A 15171-nucleotide genomic window follows, 5' to 3' on the forward strand; every position below is an offset into this window, starting at 1 on the left:
TTCGCGTTAATGGTTGTTCTTGGTTGATCCAATAACCGACGCGTGACACTCTCGTCATCGCTGTCGGTTCACCCGGTGAGGAGAGGCGCAATCATGAACGCACCGAAGGCGTTTTCCAACAGAGACGAAGCTCTCAAGGCGCTCTACGACGATCTGTCGGCCCGCAACATGTTCCCCTTCTGGGCGACGAGCTCGGATGTCGAACACGACGAGGTGCGCCAGCTGATGGGCTCACAGAAGGCCGTGCCCTTCGTGTGGTCCTACAAGGAGGACATCGAGCCCATCCTCCATCGCGCGGCCGAGCTCGTGACCATGGACGATTCGGAGCGTCGCTCGCTGATCCTGGTCAATCCTGGCCTCAACCCGCGCCGCGCGACGGTGTCGACCATGTACACCGCCTACCGGCTCAACGATCCCAACGAGATCATGCCGCCGCACCGCCACTCGCCGAACGCCATCCGCTTCGGCCTGATCGGCTCGGGCAACTTCACCGGCGTCGAGGGCGAGGACATCACCTTCGGTCCGGGCGACATGGTGCTCACCCCCATCGACACCTGGCACAACCACGGCACGGTGGGCGACGAATCGGCCGTCAACCTCTCGGTGCTCGACCTGCCGCTCGTCGAAACGCTCAATTCCATCTACTTCGAGCACGACTACAAGGAAGACGCAGAGCTCAAGAAGAAGCAGACCGCGCGCTTCCCCACCGACTACTCCCAGCGCATCTACGGCCACGGCGGCATGATGCCCCGCTTCGTGTCCCACAAGCGCGGCACCCGGGCGGCCTCGCCGATGTACGTCTACCGCTGGGACATGATGCGGGAGATCCTCGAGAAGCATAAGGACTGGGACGGCGACCCCTACGAGGCGCTGATGGTCGAATATATCGACCCGACCACCGGCGGGCCGGTGTTCAAGACCATCACCTTCTTCGTCCAGATGCTGCGCCCCGGCGAGAAGACGATGCCGCTGCGCCAGACCGCGAGCCTCCTCGTCGCCCCCTTCGAGGGCAAGGGCTACTCGATCATCGACGGCCAGAAGCACGAGTGGAACCAGTTCGACACGCTGGCGGTGCCGGGCGGCAGCTGGTGCCAGCACGTCAACGCCTCGGATACCGAGCCCACCGTGCTGTTCGTCGCCTCGGACGAGCCCGCGCTCAAGGCCTTCAACCTCTTCAACCGCTGGGGCCGCGACGAGGCCGGCGACACCGTGCACCTTTCAGACCGCTGAGACTCTCCATGGCCGATGCCCTGAACACCTCTCTACTCGGCCATATCGACTGCCCCGGCGGCGGCCAGGTCTGGGTCGAGGGGACGACGCTCTACGTGGGCCACATGCGCGGGCCCTCCGGCACGTCGATCTACGACGTGTCGGACCCCCGTTCTCCCAAGCAGATCGCCCGCATCCACCTGCCGCCCGGCTGGCACTCCCACAAGGTGCGCGTCGCCGGCGACATCATGATCGTCAACCACGAGAAGCTCGGCCAGGACGGCGATCTCGACTTCGGCGGCGGTCTCGGCATCTACGACGTGTCGAACCCCGCCGAACCGCGCGAGATCGCCAAATGGCGCACCAGCGGTGGCCGCGGCGTCCATCGCTACGACTTCGACGGCCGCTACGCCTACATCTCCCCCACCGCCGAGGGCTATGTCGGCAACATCGTGATGATCCTCGACCTCGCCGATCCCGCCTCCCCCAAGGAGGTCGGTCGGTGGTGGATCCCCGGCCAGTTCACCGGCGGCGGCGAAGACTATCCGTGGGACAACTGGGTGACGCCGCGCTGCCACCATCCGCTGCGCCAGGGCGACCGGCTCTATGTGAGCTACTGGCACCACGGCCTCTTCATCCTCGACATCTCGGACCTGTCGAAGCCGCAGCTGATCTCGCAGTACAACACGAGCCCGTCCTTCCCCCACCCGACGCACACCTGCCTGCCGATGCCCACGCCGTTGAAGGGTCGCAAGATCATGGTGGTGGCGGACGAGGACGTCGCCAAGCTGTGGCCCGTCGCCCCCTCCTTCGCCTGGGTCTACGACATCACCGAAGAGCGGCTGCCGGTGCCGATCTCGACGATCAATGTGGACGGGCTCGACACGGACGGCTCGCCGCAGCCGCCTATGACCGGCTGCCACCAGCCCTCCGAGCGCTTCAGCGGCACGGTGATCCCCTTCGCCTGGTTCGCCCAGGGCCTCCAGATCTTCGACATCAAGGATCCGTTCCGCCCGGTCTCGGTGGGCCACTACCTGCCGGACGTTCCGGAGGGCGCCGACCGCCCCTCCTCCAACGACGCCACCATCGACGAGCGTGGTCTCGTCTACCTCGTCGACCGGATCCACGGCGTCGACATCATCGAAACCAGCGTTTTCTAGCGGAGAGCCCATGGCCGACACTCCCGACCGCTACCCGATCGGCAAGAAGAACCCCAACCTGCCCTTCTACCCGGCGGTACGGGCCGGCGACTTCATCTTCGTCTCCGGCCAGGTGGCGAAGGATGCCGACGGCAACATGATCGACGGCACCATCGAGGTGGAGACGGCCGCGACCATCGAGGCGATCCAGCGCATCCTCGCCGAGGCAGGCGCGACGCTCGACGACGTGGTGCGCGCCTGCACCTACCTGCAGGATACCCGCGATTTCGGCCGCTACAACAAGGTGTTCGGCCAGTATTTCACCAACGCCGGCCTCGCCCGAACCACGGTCGAGGCCAAGGCCGTCATCAACACCAAGATCGAAATCGACTGCGTGGCCTACAAACCCCTGCCGCGCTGAAGGAGGCTCGCCATGATGAAGTCGCTCCTCGTCGCTCTCGCTGCCACGCTGGCTGCCACCGCAGCCGACGCGCAGACGGTCCGCTTCGGCGCCGGCCAGCAGGGCTCGCAGAACTACGGCGTCAACGCCGCCCTCGCCCAGGCCGTCGACGAGCGCACGCCGCTGTCGGCGCAGGTGCAATCCTTCGGCGGGCCGACGGCCTACCTGCCGCTGCTGTCCTCCGGTGAGCTCGACTTCGCCGCCGTGGTCACCCCCGACGCGGGCGACGCGGTGCGCGGCAAGGGCCCCTTCGACGGCAACGCCCTCGGCGACCTCACCCTGGTCGCGCCCCTGTTTCCGAGCCCCGTGGGGCTGATGGTGCGCGCCGACGACGGTATCGCCACCATCGCCGACCTCAAGGGCAAGCGCGTCGCCTGGGGCATCCCGGCGCAGGCGAGCCTGCTGCCCTACGTCGAGGGCGCCCTCGCCAACGGCGGCCTCTCCATCGACGACGTCGAGCAGGTCCCGGTGGCGAGCGTCGCGAACGGCGTCGACGCGCTGGTCGACGGCTCGGTCGACGCGACCCTCTTCGCGCTGCGTAGCGGCAAGGTGGTGCAGGCCGATTCCGCCGTCGGCGGCGTGAAGTGGCTGCCCTTCGACGACAGCGAGGCCGCCGTCGCCGCCATGCAGGCCGTCGCGCCCGAATCCTACCTCGTGCCGGTGAAGCCGGAGGACAAGGTGGTCGGCGCCCCCGAACCGATGATGACGATGGCCTACGACTACGTGCTCCTCGCCAACGCCGGGGTGGCAGACGAGACGGTCGCCGCCGTCCTCACCATGCTGCACGACGACGGCGCGGAGATCGCCGCGGCGAACCGCGTGATCGGCGCGATCACCGAGGAGTCGCTCAACCGCGACTACCCCGCCTTCACGCGCCATCCGGCCGCGGCGAAATAGACCTATCGGGAGCGCGGGCCCACCATGACGCCGGAGCGCACACGGGACGCCGCGATTGGGAGCCTTTCGGCGCTCCTCGTCATCGCCTCGCTCGCGTTCGTGACCGACCTGCCGCGGCGCTTCGGCGTCGTGCTCTTCACCGAGCAGCAGCTCGCCATCGCCCTGGCGCTCGCCGCCGCGGCCGGCGTCTTCCTCGCCCTCAACCCGAAGCGGGTGGCAAGCCTCGTCGCCGCCGCCCTCCTCGCCGTCGTGACGCTCGTCGTCCTCGGCATGATCGCGGCGGACTATCCGACGCTCTCGATCAAAGCGGCGATGCGGCCCACCGATCTGGTGGTCATCGCCACCTTCATCGTCGCGCTGGTGCTCTTCCTGGTGTGGCGACTGATCGGGCTGCCGCTCGTCCTTCTGGTGCTCCTCTTCGTGGGCCTCGCCATCTACGGCGGTCCCCTCGGGGTGCCGGAGACGACGCCCGCCCGCGTCCCCCTCTATCTCGCGCTCGACGCCAACGCCCTCCTCGGCCTGCCGCTGCGGGTGGCGATCGAGGTGGTGATCCCCTTCGTCCTCTTCGGCGAGCTCCTGCGCGTCACGGGCGGCGGCGAGTTCCTGACGCGCCTCGCGGTGGCGGCCTTCGGCGGCTATCGCGGCGGCGCGGCGAAGGCCGCCATCGGCGCTTCGGCAGTGTTCGGCACCGTGTCGGGCAACGCCGTCTCCAACGTGGTGGGAACGGGGGTGGTCACGATCCCCCTCATCAAACGCACCGGCTTCACCGGGCCGCAGGCGGCGGCCATCGAGGCGGTCGCCTCCACCGGCGGCCAGCTGTTGCCACCGGTGATGGGGGCGGCGGCCTTCGTCATGGCCGACCTCCTGCGCGTGCCCTATACCGACATCCTGATCGCGGCGGCCCTTCCCGCCCTCCTCTATTTCGCGGCCGTCACCATCCAGGTGGACAGGCTCGCGGCGAAGCGCGGCATCCGCGGTCTCGCGGCGGCCGAGCGCCCGCGCATCGACCGGGCGGCGCTCGCCGGCGCCCACTTCGCACTGCCTTTCATCGCGATGTTCGGCGCCCTCTTCGCCTTCGAGACACGGCCCCAATATGCCGCCCTCGCCGCCTCGGCCGTGCTCATCGTGGTGGCGGCGGTCGTGCGCTTCGACGGGCGCCGGCTCGGCCTCTCGGGCATCCTCGACGCCGTGATCGCGACCGGGCGCGCGTCGGTGCCGCTCGTCGCCATCGTCGCGGCGGCCGGCCTTCTCATCGGCCTCATCAGCCTGACGGGGCTCGGCTTTTCGCTCGCCCTCGACGTCATCCGCATGGCGGACGGCTCGTCGATCGTGCTCCTCGCGCTCGTCGCTCTCTGCGCCATCGTGTTCGGCATGGGGATGCCCACGGTGGCGGTCTACGTGGTGCTCGCCACCGTCCTAGCGCCGGCGCTCGTCAAGGCCGGCTTCGGCGAGATGCAGGCCCATCTCTTCATCTTCTATTTCGGCATGATGAGCATGCTCACGCCGCCCGTGGCGCTCGCCTCGATCACCGCCGCGCGCATCGCGGAGGCGGACCCCTGGGTGTCGAGCTTCGTCGCGGTGCGGCTCGCCTGGGTCGCCTATCTCGTCCCCTTCCTCTTCGCCTTCTCCACCCCGCTGCTCCTCGACGGGCCGGTGCCGCTCGTGGTGGCGGCCGTCGTCACCGGCTTCGGCGGCATCCTCGCCGTGTCGATGGCGCTCGCCGGCTACGGCGCGCGCCCGCTCGGCTTGCTGATGCGGCTCGCCTTCGCGGCGGCGGGGCTGATGCTTCTCGTTCCCTTCGGGCTCGGCACGGTGCCGGCGGCGCTCAACATCCTCGGCGCCGCGCTCCTCCTCGCCCTTCTCGGGCGGGACAGTCTCGCCCGTCTTCTCCGCTCAACAACTCTCACGAGGCTCCAATGATCCGCCTGCTTGGCCGCAAGACGTCCGGCAACGTGCAGAAGGTGCTCTTCCTCCTCGAAGAGCTCGGCCTTCCCTACCGTCGCGAGGACTACGGCCGCCAGTTCGAGAACACGGCGACCGCCGAGTATCTCGCGATGAACCCGATGGGGAAGGTGCCGACCCTCCTCGACGGCGACGTGGTGGTTTGGGAATCGAACACGATCCTGCGCTACCTCGCCGCCAAGCACAGTCCCGCCCTCGGCGGCGAGACGCCAGCCGAGGCCGCCGCCATCGAGCCCTGGATGGACTGGCTGCTCGCCACGGTGAACGCGCCCTATCTCACCCTCTTCAAGGAGACGAAGAAGGAGCCCGCCGAGCGCTCCGAAGCCTTCGCCCCCGCCGCCAAGGAGCTCAACGCCGCGCTCAAGATGGCCGACGGGCGCCTCGAGGGGACGGACTATCTCGCCCTCGGCCGGCTGAGCCTTGCGGACATCGCCTGCGCCTCGGTGCTGAAGCGGTGCATGGAGTTCCCGGTGGAGCGGCCGGAGCTGCCCAACCTCACCCGCTGGATGGACGGCCTCCTCGCCCGCCCCGCCTTCCAGGTGGCGCTCGGCGAGCGCACCAGCACCCTCGCCGAGGCCGCGTGAGCGGGGCCGTCACCCGCGCCGCACTCGTCGGCCTCGGAACCATGGGACCCGGCATCGCGGCGGCCCTCGGCCGCGGCGGCGTCGCGGTGACGGCGACCGATACCCTTCCGACCGCGCTCGAGCGGGCGGAGGCGATGCTTCCCATCGCCCGCGGCGCGCTCGACGCCCTCGGCCGCACCGGCGAGGATGCCGCCGTCCGCTTCACCCCCTCCCTCGCGGAAGCGGTGGAGGGGGCCGACATCGTCATCGAGAACGTGCCGGAAGACGTCGCGATAAAGACCGCCCTCTACGGCGCGATCGAGGCGCTGGTCCCGCCCGAGACGCTGATCGTCTCCGACACCTCGGGCATTCCGATCAGCGACCTTCAGGTCGGCCTCGCCCATCCGGAGCGGATGGCCGGGATGCACTGGTCGAACCCGCCCCACATCGTGCCGATGATCGAGGTGATCGGCGGCAAGGCCACCGCGCCGGCGACGCTCGCCGCCGTCAGCGCTCTCGTGAGCGCCATCGGCTACCTCCCCGTGCGGGTGAAGAAGGACGTGCCGGGCTTCGTCGAGAACCGCATCCTCTACGCCATCATGCGCGAAGCGCTCGACCTCGTGGACGCGGGCGTGGTGGAGGCCGACGCCCTCGACACCTGCGTCTCGTGGGGCATCGGCTACAAGCTCGCCGTAGTGGGGCCGATGGCCCTCCTCGACATGGCCGGGCTCGACATCTACCGCTCCGTCGCGAGCTTCCTCAACAAGGAGCTCTCCGACCGCAAGGACGTCGCCCCCCTTATCGAGGAGCGCTTCGCCGCCGGAAAGCTCGGCCTCAAGACCGAGGAGGGGCTGAAGGCCTACGCGTCCGGCGAGGTGGCGCGGCTGACCGGCGAGCGCGCCAAGCGCCTCATCGCCGTGCGCCGCGCCCTCGAGGGTACGGCGTGAGCCCCCGCGACATGCCGATCGGCGGGGACATTCTCGCAACCCTCTCGGCGGCGAGCCACAAGCTCGTGCGCCTCCTCCTCGGCCTCGTGCTTCTCGCGATGACGCTCGCCAACGCCCTCAACGCCGGCGCGCGCTACCTCTTCGGCACCCAGATGCGCGGTACTGATGAGCTGCTCGCCTTCAGCCAGGTGGGCATCGTCATGCTTGGCCTCGCCGTGGTGACGGCGGAGCGGCGCCACCTCGCCGTCGACCTCTTTCCCGCGAAGAGCCCGATCAACGCGCTGCGCCGCCTCGTCCTCTCCCTCGTCACCTTCGCCGCCACGCTCTACGCCGCCATCCAGTCCTACGCCTTCGTGGAGCGGATGGCCGCGTTCGGCTCCAAGAGCATGGGGCTCGGCGTGCCGATGGTGATCCCGCACGCCCTCGTCTTCGTCGGCTTCGCCCTCACCGCGGCCGTGGCGCTCGCGACGGCGCTCGCCGACGCCCGCGCCCTCGTGAGCGAGGAAAGCCGCCGGTGATCGTGACGCTCGCCGCCCTTCCCGTCGCCCTCCTGGCGCTCGGTGCGCCGGTCTTCATCGTGTTCCTCGCCGGTGCCATCGCCACCATCGCATGGGTGCTGCCGGTCCCGCCGATCATCATCCAGCAGACGGTGTTCGGCTCGCTGTCGAACTACGCCCTCCTCGCCGTGCCCTTCTTCCTCTTCGCGGGCGAGCTGATGCGCCGCTCGGGGATCGCCGACCGCCTGGTGGACTTCGCCATCGCCGCGGTCGGGCGCGTGCCCGGATCGATGGGCCTCACCACCATCGGCGCGGGCACGGTGCTCGGCGCGGTGTCGGGGTCGAGCCCGGCGACCGTCGCCGCCCTCGGCAAGACGCTTTATCCGGGCCTCCTGCGCACCCGCCACTCGCCGAGCGAGGCGGCCGGGCTGATCGCCTCCAGCGCCTCCGTCGCCATCGTCATCCCCCCGTCGATCGCGATGATCCTCTACGGCGCGGCGGCCGAGCAGTCGATCGCCAAGCTGTTCATCGCCGGCGTCCCGGCGGGGCTCCTCATCGCCGGGCTGATGGCGCTCTGGGTGGTGGGGGTCGCGCTGGTGCGCGGCAGCGCGTCCGAGCATCGCTTCGTCGCCGCCATCGCCGTCCGCGCCTTCCTGCGCGCCGTGCCGGGGCTGTTGATGCCGGTATTCGTCCTCGGCGGCATCGTCGCGGGGTGGTTCTCGCCCACCGAGGCGGGCGGCTTCGCCGCGCTCTATGCGATCCTCGTCGGCATCCTCGTGCACCGCTCGCTCTCCTTGTCGGAGCTCCTGGAGGCGGCCGCCGAGGCGGCGGTCCTGTCGGCGCAGATCCTCATCATCGTCGCCGCGGCGGGGGTGTTCTCCTACCTCCTCACCACGCAGCAGGTGCCGCAGGCCCTGATCGGCTGGGTCGGCGGCCTCGGTCTCAACGCCTGGCAGTTCCTCCTCGCGGTCAACCTCCTGCTGCTGGCGGTGGGCTGTCTGCTCGATCCCACCTCGGCGATCCTCGTGCTGTCGCCGCTCCTCGTGCCGATGGCGACGTCGCTCGGCATCGACCCGATCCACTTCGGCATCGTCATGACGGTGAACCTTGCCATCGGCATGTTCACCCCGCCCTTCGGCCTCAACGTGTTCGTGGCCCAGTCGGTGCTCGGGCTGCCGCTCGGCACCATCTTCCGCGGCGTCCTGCCCTTCGCGATCGTCCAGATCCTGGCCCTCGCGATCATCACCTACTGGCCGCCCCTCACCCTCGCCATCACCCGTCTCGTCTAGGAGGACTCTCCATGCGCTTCCGCATCGCCGCCACCGCTCTCGCCATCGCGATGGCCGCCGCCCCCGCTCAGGCGCAGACCGTCATGAAGATGGCGAGCGCCACCATCAACGACGTGCAGCACGAGTTTCAGAAGGTCTTCAAGCGCGAGCTTGAAGCGACCGTCGGCGATGCCATCACCGTGGAGATCTACCCGGCGAGCCAGCTCGGCCCGATCCCGCAGATGGCGGAGGGTGTCGCCTTCGGCACCATCGAATCGTTCATCTCGCCGACGTCCTTCCTGACCCCGCTCGACCCGAAATTCCAGGTGTTCGACGTCCCGGGCCTGTTCGCCTCGCCGGACGAGCTCTCGGCGGTGATCCACGATCCCGACTATCGCGACCACATCGAGACGATGTTCCTCGACCGCGGGCTGCGCGTCATCGGCGCCATCTACAACTCGCCCGTCCTCATTCTGACGCGCAAGCCGGTGGAGACGGTCGCCGACATGAAGGGGCTCAAGGTGCGCACCTTCGCCTCGCCCCTTCAGGTGCTGCCGATGGAGGCCGTCGGCGCCATCGCGACGCCGCTGCCCCTTTCGGAGGTGGTGCCGCAGCTCCAGTCCGGCGGCATCGACGGGATGCTCGCCGGCATGCCCATCCTCACGGCGTTCAAGTTCTACGACATCGCCAAGAACGTGACCGACCTCGACTTCTCGTTCATCGTCTCGATGAATGTGGTGAACGAGCAGTGGTTCCAGTCGCAGGCGCCGGAGATCCAGGAGGCGATCCGCCAGGCCGGTCGCGCCGCGGAGGCGGAGGTGTTCCCCTGGGGCGTCGAGAACGTGGCGCGCGCCAACGGCGTGTGGACCGACAATGGCGGCATGATCCACCAGCTTCCCGCCGATGAGCTGAAGGCGATGCTCGCCGAGTTCGAATCGATCGGCGCCGAGGTGGTGACCGCCGAGCCGGCCACCGCCGAGGAGTATGAGCGCCTTCAGGGCGTCCTGAAGGCGAAGCGCGAGGCGAACTAGCGCACGGGAGCGCAGATGAGGCGATCGGCCATGCGGCAGATGATCAGCTCCGGCCAATCGACCGCCGCCCCCTCGCTGCGGGGCAGGTCGAGCGTGGCGCGCGTCTGCCATGCCGCGCCCGGCCGACCGCACCATACCCGCTCCACCGCCATCGCCTCGCCCCTGTCGCTCACGACCGCCACCGTGCCGTCGGGGGCGCGCAGGAGCGGCAGGGCGAGGCTCGCCCCCGGCCCCGCCGTGCCGAACGCGGCGGAGAACCAGTGGGCGATCGACGCCTCGCAGGCGATCGGCTCGGCGGTGCGGTTCTCCACCGTCACCGGCGCCGGCTCCGCCCCGACGATCGCCGCCGTCGCGGACCCCGCGGCGAGCCCGACCATCAGCCCCAAGCCCCCCACGACCCGTGCAGCCACCGACGCTGTGCGTCCAACCATTCCTGTTGCCTCCACGGTGCAGGTGTTTACCGGGCCGTCGGCCCCAAACGGAGGGAGAGTTCGATGAGTGTGAGACGTTATACCATCCCAGCGGTGGCCGCGGCCCTTCTCGTGGGCCTCTCCACCGCCTCGGCGCAGACGAAGGTGGAGAGCATCGCCATCCTGGTGCCCGAGCAGGGCACCGACTACGGCTGGAACCAGCAGGGCGTCGATTCGGCCCGGGCGGCCGCCGAAGCGGCCGGCGTGGAGCTGATCCCCGCCGAGGGCCTCGGCTACGGCGACATCCGTCCCACCCTGCGCGAGCTCGCCGCCGACGGCGTGGGGCTGATGATCGCCCACGCCTCCGGCTACAACACCGCCGCCCCCGAGATCGCCGAGGAGACGGGCGTTCCCGTCGCCATCGTCGACAGCCCCGACAAGCTGAAGCCCGGCCTCGTCGCCGACTACACCCTGTCGGGCCACGAGGGCGCCTATCTCGCCGGCCGCCTCGCCGCCAAGACCACCGACACCGGCACCGTGGGCATCGTGGTGTCGGGTGAGCCGCCCTCGTGGAACTCCCACTCCGCCGCCTTCGCCGACGGCGTGAAGGCCGAGGACGACAGCGTGAAGGTGCTCTACGCCGTGATCGGCCCCGCCGCCTATTCCGACGCCGCCGGGGGCAAGCGGGTGACGGAAAGCGTGATCGCCGCCGGCGCCGACGTGATCTTCGGCCAGGGCAACGGGTCGAGCTTCGGCATGATCCAGGCCGTGGAGACCACCCCCGCCACCGATGGCTCGGACGTGATGTTCATCGACGTCATCGGCGACAAGAGCGAGCTCGACACCGGCCACCTCCTCTCCTCGGTGATGTGGGACATGACACCCGTCTACACCGCCATGATCGAGGACCTCGAGGACGGCACCTTCGGCACCAAGAGCTACGCGATCTCCATCGCCGACGATTCGGTGAAGCTCCTCAAGACGCCGCAGATCCCCGACGCGACGTGGGACGAGCTGATGGCGCTCCGCCAGGACATCATCGACGGCAAGATCACCGTGGAGCCGGTGTTCGACGCCCAGGCGGTGCGGGCGAAGATGGCGAACGTCTCCGCCGACTGACGATGGTTGAGGGGGCGACGTCCGACCGGCGCCGCCCCCCTTTCGTGATCTGAGACACCCGTGATCTGAGACACCCGTGATCTGAGACACCCGTGATCTGAGACACCGGCGAGCCGACGAGCGAGCATGACAGAGCCGATCCTATCCGTCCGCGGCCTCACCAAGCGCTATCCGGGCGTCGTCGCCAACGACGGCGTCGACCTCGCCCTCATGGGTGGCGAGGTGCACGTGCTTCTCGGGGAGAACGGCGCCGGCAAGTCCACGCTGATCGCGATGCTGACGGGACTGCAGCAGCCCGACGCCGGCGACATCCTCGTCGACGGGACGCCGCGCGTGATCGCCTCCCCGCGCGAGGCGCTGCGGCTCGGCATCGCCTGCGTCTATCAGACGATCATGCTCTCCCCCACGCTGACGGTGGCGGAGAATCTCGCCCTCGGCGAGCCCTGGTGGTCGCGGCCCGACCGGGCGAAGATCGCCGCCGAGCTCGCCGCGATGCGCGAAGACCTCGACATCGCCGTCGATCCGGACGCGCTCGCCGGCGACCTCTCCCTCGGCCAGCAGCAGCAGGTGGAGATCGCCCGCGCCCTGATGCGCGGCGGCCGCGTCCTGATCCTCGACGAGGCGACCTCGATGCTGACGCCCGCCGGGGCGGACGAACTCGGAGCCCTGATCCGCCGCCTCGCCGCGCGCGGGCTCGCCATCGTGTTCATCTCCCACAAGCTCAACGAGGCGCTCGCCTTCGGCGACCGCGTGTCGGTGCTGCGCCTCGGCCGCAAGGTGGGCGAGCTGACGCCCGACCACATCGCCGCCCAGCCCAAGGAGGCGACGATGGCCGAGATCGTCGGGCTGATGTTCGGCCGCGATCGGGCCGAGGCGATGGCGCGCACCCCGCGCCCGGCCTCCGCCGAACCTCCGATCCTGCAGGCGACGGGCCTGTCACTTCAGGTGCCCGGCGGCGTCGGCCTCAAGGACGTGTCCCTCGAGGTGGCGCCCGGCGAGGTGCTCGGGATCGCCGGGATCGACGGCAACGGCCAGCGCGAGCTCGCCGAGGTGCTCGCCGGCCAGCGCGTCGCGGCGGGCTCGATCCGCCTCGCCGGCGAGGCGATCGACGGCCTCGGCGTCGGCGCCCGCCGCCGCAAGGGGCTGCGCTACCTCACCGACGACCGCCACCACGAGGGCACCGTCGGCCCGTTCGCGGTGGCGGAGAATTTCGTGACCAAGGACGTCGGCGCCTCCCCCTTCTGGTCGGCCGCCGGCCTCGTCGACAAAAGCGCGATCGGCGCCCACGCCGCGCGGATGGTCGCCGACTTCGACGTGCGCACCCCGTCCGTCGCCACCCCCATCGGCCGCCTGTCGGGCGGCAACATGCAAAAGGTGATCCTCGCCCGCGAGCTGACCGGGGAGGCGAAGGTCGTCATCTACGCCAAGCCCACCTACGGGCTCGACGTCGCCAACACCGAGGCGACGCGCGCGCGCATTCTCGCCGCCGCCGAAGCCGGGGTCGCGACCGTCCTCATCTCCACCGATCTCGACGAGATCCTCGCCCTGTCGGACCGCATCGCGGTGATGTCGGCGGGCCGCATCGTCGGCACCGTGCCGAACGGACCCGACGCGCGCGCCGCCGTCGCCGACCTCATGGTGGGACGGGTGGCGGCATGAGCGCGACCGATCAGACGCTCGACACGCCGCGCTCCCGCCCCCCCTTCGGGCTGACGCGGCTCGTCCTCACCACCCTCGCCCCGATCGTGGCGGCTCTCCTCCTTTCAGCGCTGGTGCTCGCCCTCCTCAGCGTCGACCCCGTCGCCTACTACGCCTACGTGCTGCGCCGCGGCCTCACGTCGTGGCTCGGGCTTCAGGCGACGCTGACGCGCATGGCCCCGCTCCTCTGCCTCGCGGCGAGCCTCATCATGGCGTTCCGCGCCGGCCTCTGGAACCTCGGCATCGACGGGCAATTCCTGCTCGGCGCCGTGCTGGTGGGGGCGACGGCGCAGCCCCTGTCCACCGTTCTGCCCCAGGCGGCGATGCTGCCCTTGTGCATCCTCGTCGCCGCCGCCGCTGGGGCGCTGTGGGCGCTCGTTCCCGCGCTCCTCAAGGCCTACGAGGGCGTCAACGAGATCATCACCACCTTGATGATGACCTTCCTCGGCATCTCGCTCGCCAACGTCCTCGTCAAGCTGCTCTTCCTCGACCCCGCCACCACGGTGCCGCAGACCCGCACCCTCCCCGTCGCCGACCGCTTGCCGACGCTGCCGGAGAGCACGATCTCCTCCGGCCTCCTCATCGGCGTCGTCGCCGTCCTCGCCGTGCACTTCGTCATGACGCGGACGGCCTTCGGCATGCGCCTCAGGATCGTCGGCACCAATCCGCGGGCGGCGGTGCACGCGGGACTGTCGGTGCCCGCCCTCACCATCGCGGTGTTCTGCCTCTCCGGCGCGCTCGCCGGCATCGCCGGCGCGGTGGAGGTGCTGGGCGTCCAGGGCAACGTGCGGGCCGACTGGAACCCCGCCTACGGCCTCGCGGTGATCCCGCTCGTCTTCCTCGCCCGGTTCAACGGGGTGGCGGCGATCGTCTTCGTGTTCGCCTTCTCGATCCTCTCGATCGGCGGGGAGAGCGCGGCGCGGCGGCTCGGGGTGCCGCACTTCTTCACGCTGGTGGTGGTGTCGATCCTTCTCATCGCCCTGGCGCTCGCCGAATATGTCGACCACCGCCGGCGTCAACGGACGACCTGATGGAACAGCTTCTCACCGTCGCCTTCCTCACCTCCCTCCTCGCCGGCGCGGTCACGGCGGGGGTGCCGCTGCTCCTCGCCGGGCTCGGCGAGCAGGTGTCGGAGAAGGCGGGCGTCCTCAATATCGGCATCGAGGGCATGATGCTGGTGGGCGCCTACACGGGGTTCGTCGCGGCCTGGTCCACCGGCTCCTTCTGGCTCGGCTTCGCCGCGGGGGCGGCGGGCGGCATGGCGGTCGCGCTGTTGATGGCGCTCCTGTGCGTGCGCCTCGGTCTCAACCAGATCGTCGTGGGCATCGCCCTCACCCTCGGAGCGGAAGGGATCACCGCCCTCCTCCATCACGTGCAGTTCTCGCGCACCTATCCGCGCCTGCCGGGGGTGGAGACGCTGCCGATCCCCTTCCTCTCCGAGATCCCGGTTCTCGGCCGCGCCCTCTTCGACCGGCACCCCTTCGTCTATCTCGCGGTGCTGATGGTGCCGCTGCTCGTCTTCGTCTTCCGCCGCACCGGGCTCGGCCTCCACCTCCAGGCGGCCGGCGACAAGCCCGCGGCGCTCGACGCGGCCGGCGTCTCGGTGGTGACGACGCGCACCGCCGCCGTGCTCTTCACCGGCGCGATGGCCGGCATGGGCGGCACCTACATGGCCAATATCGGCGCCGGCCTGTTCATTCCCTTCATGACCGGCGGGGCCGGCTTCATCGGCATCGTTCTTGCCATGCTGGCGCGGGGGCGGCCGGGGTGGGTGCTCTTCGGCGCTCTCCTCTTCGGCGCGTCGATGGCGCTCACCACCGCGCTCCAGGTGGGCGGCGTGAACATTCCCACCGACGTGATCCAGATGGTTCCCTTCGCGGCCGTGATGGCCGTGCTCGTCATCTTCGGGCGCCGGGCGAAGCTGCCCGCCGCGCTCGGCCTGCCGTACGTCCGCGGCGAACGTTAGCGCTC

At 69.9% G+C, this 15171-nt stretch carries 15 protein-coding genes; 14 read left to right on the top strand and 1 reads right to left on the bottom strand.

All coding sequences use genetic code 11. The annotated features are described in order from the left end of the window. Positions 1 to 93: 93 nt before the first annotated feature. Genes JCR33_RS04360 through JCR33_RS04405 form a run of 10 tightly spaced genes read left to right on the top strand, consistent with a single transcriptional unit; the run spans position 94 to position 9973 of the window. On the top strand, positions 94 to 1230 hold the full coding sequence (locus JCR33_RS04360) for a cupin domain-containing protein (protein WP_198880813.1): 1137 nt from the start codon (positions 94 to 96) through the stop codon (positions 1228 to 1230). An 8-nt stretch (positions 1231 to 1238) separates the two neighbouring features. Then, on the top strand, positions 1239 to 2369 hold the full coding sequence (locus tag JCR33_RS04365) for an LVIVD repeat-containing protein (RefSeq protein WP_198880814.1): 1131 nt from the start codon (positions 1239 to 1241) through the stop codon (positions 2367 to 2369). A gap of 10 nt (positions 2370 to 2379) precedes the next feature. After that, entirely contained in the window at positions 2380 to 2769 is a 390-nt protein-coding gene (locus tag JCR33_RS04370) for a RidA family protein (RefSeq protein WP_198880815.1), read from the top strand. A 12-nt stretch (positions 2770 to 2781) separates the two neighbouring features. Beyond that, positions 2782 to 3705, top strand: a complete 924-nt coding sequence (locus JCR33_RS04375; RefSeq protein WP_198880816.1) for a TAXI family TRAP transporter solute-binding subunit — start codon at positions 2782 to 2784, stop codon at positions 3703 to 3705. A 24-nt stretch (positions 3706 to 3729) separates the two neighbouring features. Then, entirely contained in the window at positions 3730 to 5625 is a 1896-nt protein-coding gene (locus JCR33_RS04380) for a TRAP transporter permease (RefSeq protein WP_198880817.1), read from the top strand. Next, entirely contained in the window at positions 5622 to 6251 is a 630-nt protein-coding gene (locus tag JCR33_RS04385; RefSeq protein ID WP_198880818.1) for a glutathione S-transferase family protein, read from the top strand. The genes JCR33_RS04380 and JCR33_RS04385 overlap by 4 nt, the downstream gene beginning before the upstream one ends. Continuing rightward, positions 6248 to 7177: a 3-hydroxyacyl-CoA dehydrogenase NAD-binding domain-containing protein gene (locus JCR33_RS04390; protein WP_198880819.1), complete on the top strand. Its 930-nt coding sequence runs from the start codon at positions 6248 to 6250 to the stop codon at positions 7175 to 7177. Before JCR33_RS04385 ends, JCR33_RS04390 begins: the two co-directional genes overlap by 4 nt. After that, positions 7174 to 7695: a TRAP transporter small permease gene (locus tag JCR33_RS04395; protein ID WP_198880820.1), complete on the top strand. Its 522-nt coding sequence runs from the start codon at positions 7174 to 7176 to the stop codon at positions 7693 to 7695. The genes JCR33_RS04390 and JCR33_RS04395 overlap by 4 nt, the downstream gene beginning before the upstream one ends. Then, positions 7692 to 8963: a TRAP transporter large permease gene (locus JCR33_RS04400; protein WP_198880821.1), complete on the top strand. Its 1272-nt coding sequence runs from the start codon at positions 7692 to 7694 to the stop codon at positions 8961 to 8963. Before JCR33_RS04395 ends, JCR33_RS04400 begins: the two co-directional genes overlap by 4 nt. A gap of 11 nt (positions 8964 to 8974) precedes the next feature. Further along, a complete protein-coding gene (locus JCR33_RS04405; RefSeq protein ID WP_198880822.1) occupies positions 8975 to 9973 on the top strand; it encodes a TRAP transporter substrate-binding protein in 999 nt (332 codons plus the stop codon). Here JCR33_RS04405 and JCR33_RS04410 read toward each other — a convergent pair. Further along, entirely contained in the window at positions 9970 to 10383 is a 414-nt protein-coding gene (locus JCR33_RS04410) for a hypothetical protein (RefSeq protein WP_211110066.1), read from the bottom strand. The genes JCR33_RS04405 and JCR33_RS04410 overlap by 4 nt on opposite strands. An 84-nt stretch (positions 10384 to 10467) precedes the next feature. Between JCR33_RS04410 and JCR33_RS04415 the strand changes: the two genes are divergently transcribed. From JCR33_RS04415 to JCR33_RS04430, 4 genes are all read left to right on the top strand, one after another. Next, positions 10468 to 11502, top strand: coding sequence for a putative B6 ABC transporter substrate-binding protein (locus JCR33_RS04415; protein WP_198880824.1), 1035 nt, complete (start codon positions 10468 to 10470; stop codon positions 11500 to 11502). 126 nt (positions 11503 to 11628) lie between these two features. Then, positions 11629 to 13161 carry a putative B6 ABC transporter ATP-binding protein gene (locus JCR33_RS04420; protein WP_198880825.1) on the top strand — a complete coding sequence of 511 codons (1533 nt, stop codon included), beginning with the start codon at positions 11629 to 11631 and terminating at the stop codon, positions 13159 to 13161. After that, positions 13158 to 14231 carry a putative B6 ABC transporter permease subunit 2 gene (locus JCR33_RS04425; RefSeq protein WP_198880826.1) on the top strand — a complete coding sequence of 358 codons (1074 nt, stop codon included), beginning with the start codon at positions 13158 to 13160 and terminating at the stop codon, positions 14229 to 14231. The genes JCR33_RS04420 and JCR33_RS04425 overlap by 4 nt, the downstream gene beginning before the upstream one ends. Then, the gene (locus tag JCR33_RS04430) at positions 14231 to 15166 is read left to right on the top strand and encodes a putative B6 ABC transporter permease subunit 1 (RefSeq protein WP_198880827.1); all 936 of its coding nucleotides are present in this window, start codon (positions 14231 to 14233) and stop codon (positions 15164 to 15166) included. Before JCR33_RS04425 ends, JCR33_RS04430 begins: the two co-directional genes overlap by 1 nt. Positions 15167 to 15171: the final 5 nt, after the last annotated feature.

It is taken from the genome of Acuticoccus mangrovi (assembly GCF_016411865.1).
Lineage (GTDB): Bacteria > Pseudomonadota > Alphaproteobacteria > Rhizobiales > Amorphaceae > Acuticoccus > Acuticoccus mangrovi.

What these genes read in the sequence shown, in the direction of transcription:
- JCR33_RS04360 (WP_198880813.1), top strand. Translation starts at nt 94, where the DNA reads ATGAACGCACCGAAGGCGTTTTCCAACAGAGACGAAGCTCTCAAGGCG.
- JCR33_RS04365 (WP_198880814.1), top strand. Translation starts at nt 1,239, where the DNA reads ATGGCCGATGCCCTGAACACCTCTCTACTCGGCCATATCGACTGCCCC.
- JCR33_RS04370 (WP_198880815.1), top strand. Translation starts at nt 2,380, where the DNA reads ATGGCCGACACTCCCGACCGCTACCCGATCGGCAAGAAGAACCCCAAC.
- JCR33_RS04375 (WP_198880816.1), top strand. Translation starts at nt 2,782, where the DNA reads ATGATGAAGTCGCTCCTCGTCGCTCTCGCTGCCACGCTGGCTGCCACC.
- JCR33_RS04380 (WP_198880817.1), top strand. Translation starts at nt 3,730, where the DNA reads ATGACGCCGGAGCGCACACGGGACGCCGCGATTGGGAGCCTTTCGGCG.
- JCR33_RS04385 (WP_198880818.1), top strand. Translation starts at nt 5,622, where the DNA reads ATGATCCGCCTGCTTGGCCGCAAGACGTCCGGCAACGTGCAGAAGGTG.
- JCR33_RS04405 (WP_198880822.1), top strand. Translation starts at nt 8,975, where the DNA reads ATGCGCTTCCGCATCGCCGCCACCGCTCTCGCCATCGCGATGGCCGCC.
- JCR33_RS04415 (WP_198880824.1), top strand. Translation starts at nt 10,468, where the DNA reads ATGAGTGTGAGACGTTATACCATCCCAGCGGTGGCCGCGGCCCTTCTC.
- JCR33_RS04420 (WP_198880825.1), top strand. Translation starts at nt 11,629, where the DNA reads ATGACAGAGCCGATCCTATCCGTCCGCGGCCTCACCAAGCGCTATCCG.
- JCR33_RS04425 (WP_198880826.1), top strand. Translation starts at nt 13,158, where the DNA reads ATGAGCGCGACCGATCAGACGCTCGACACGCCGCGCTCCCGCCCCCCC.
- JCR33_RS04430 (WP_198880827.1), top strand. Translation starts at nt 14,231, where the DNA reads ATGGAACAGCTTCTCACCGTCGCCTTCCTCACCTCCCTCCTCGCCGGC.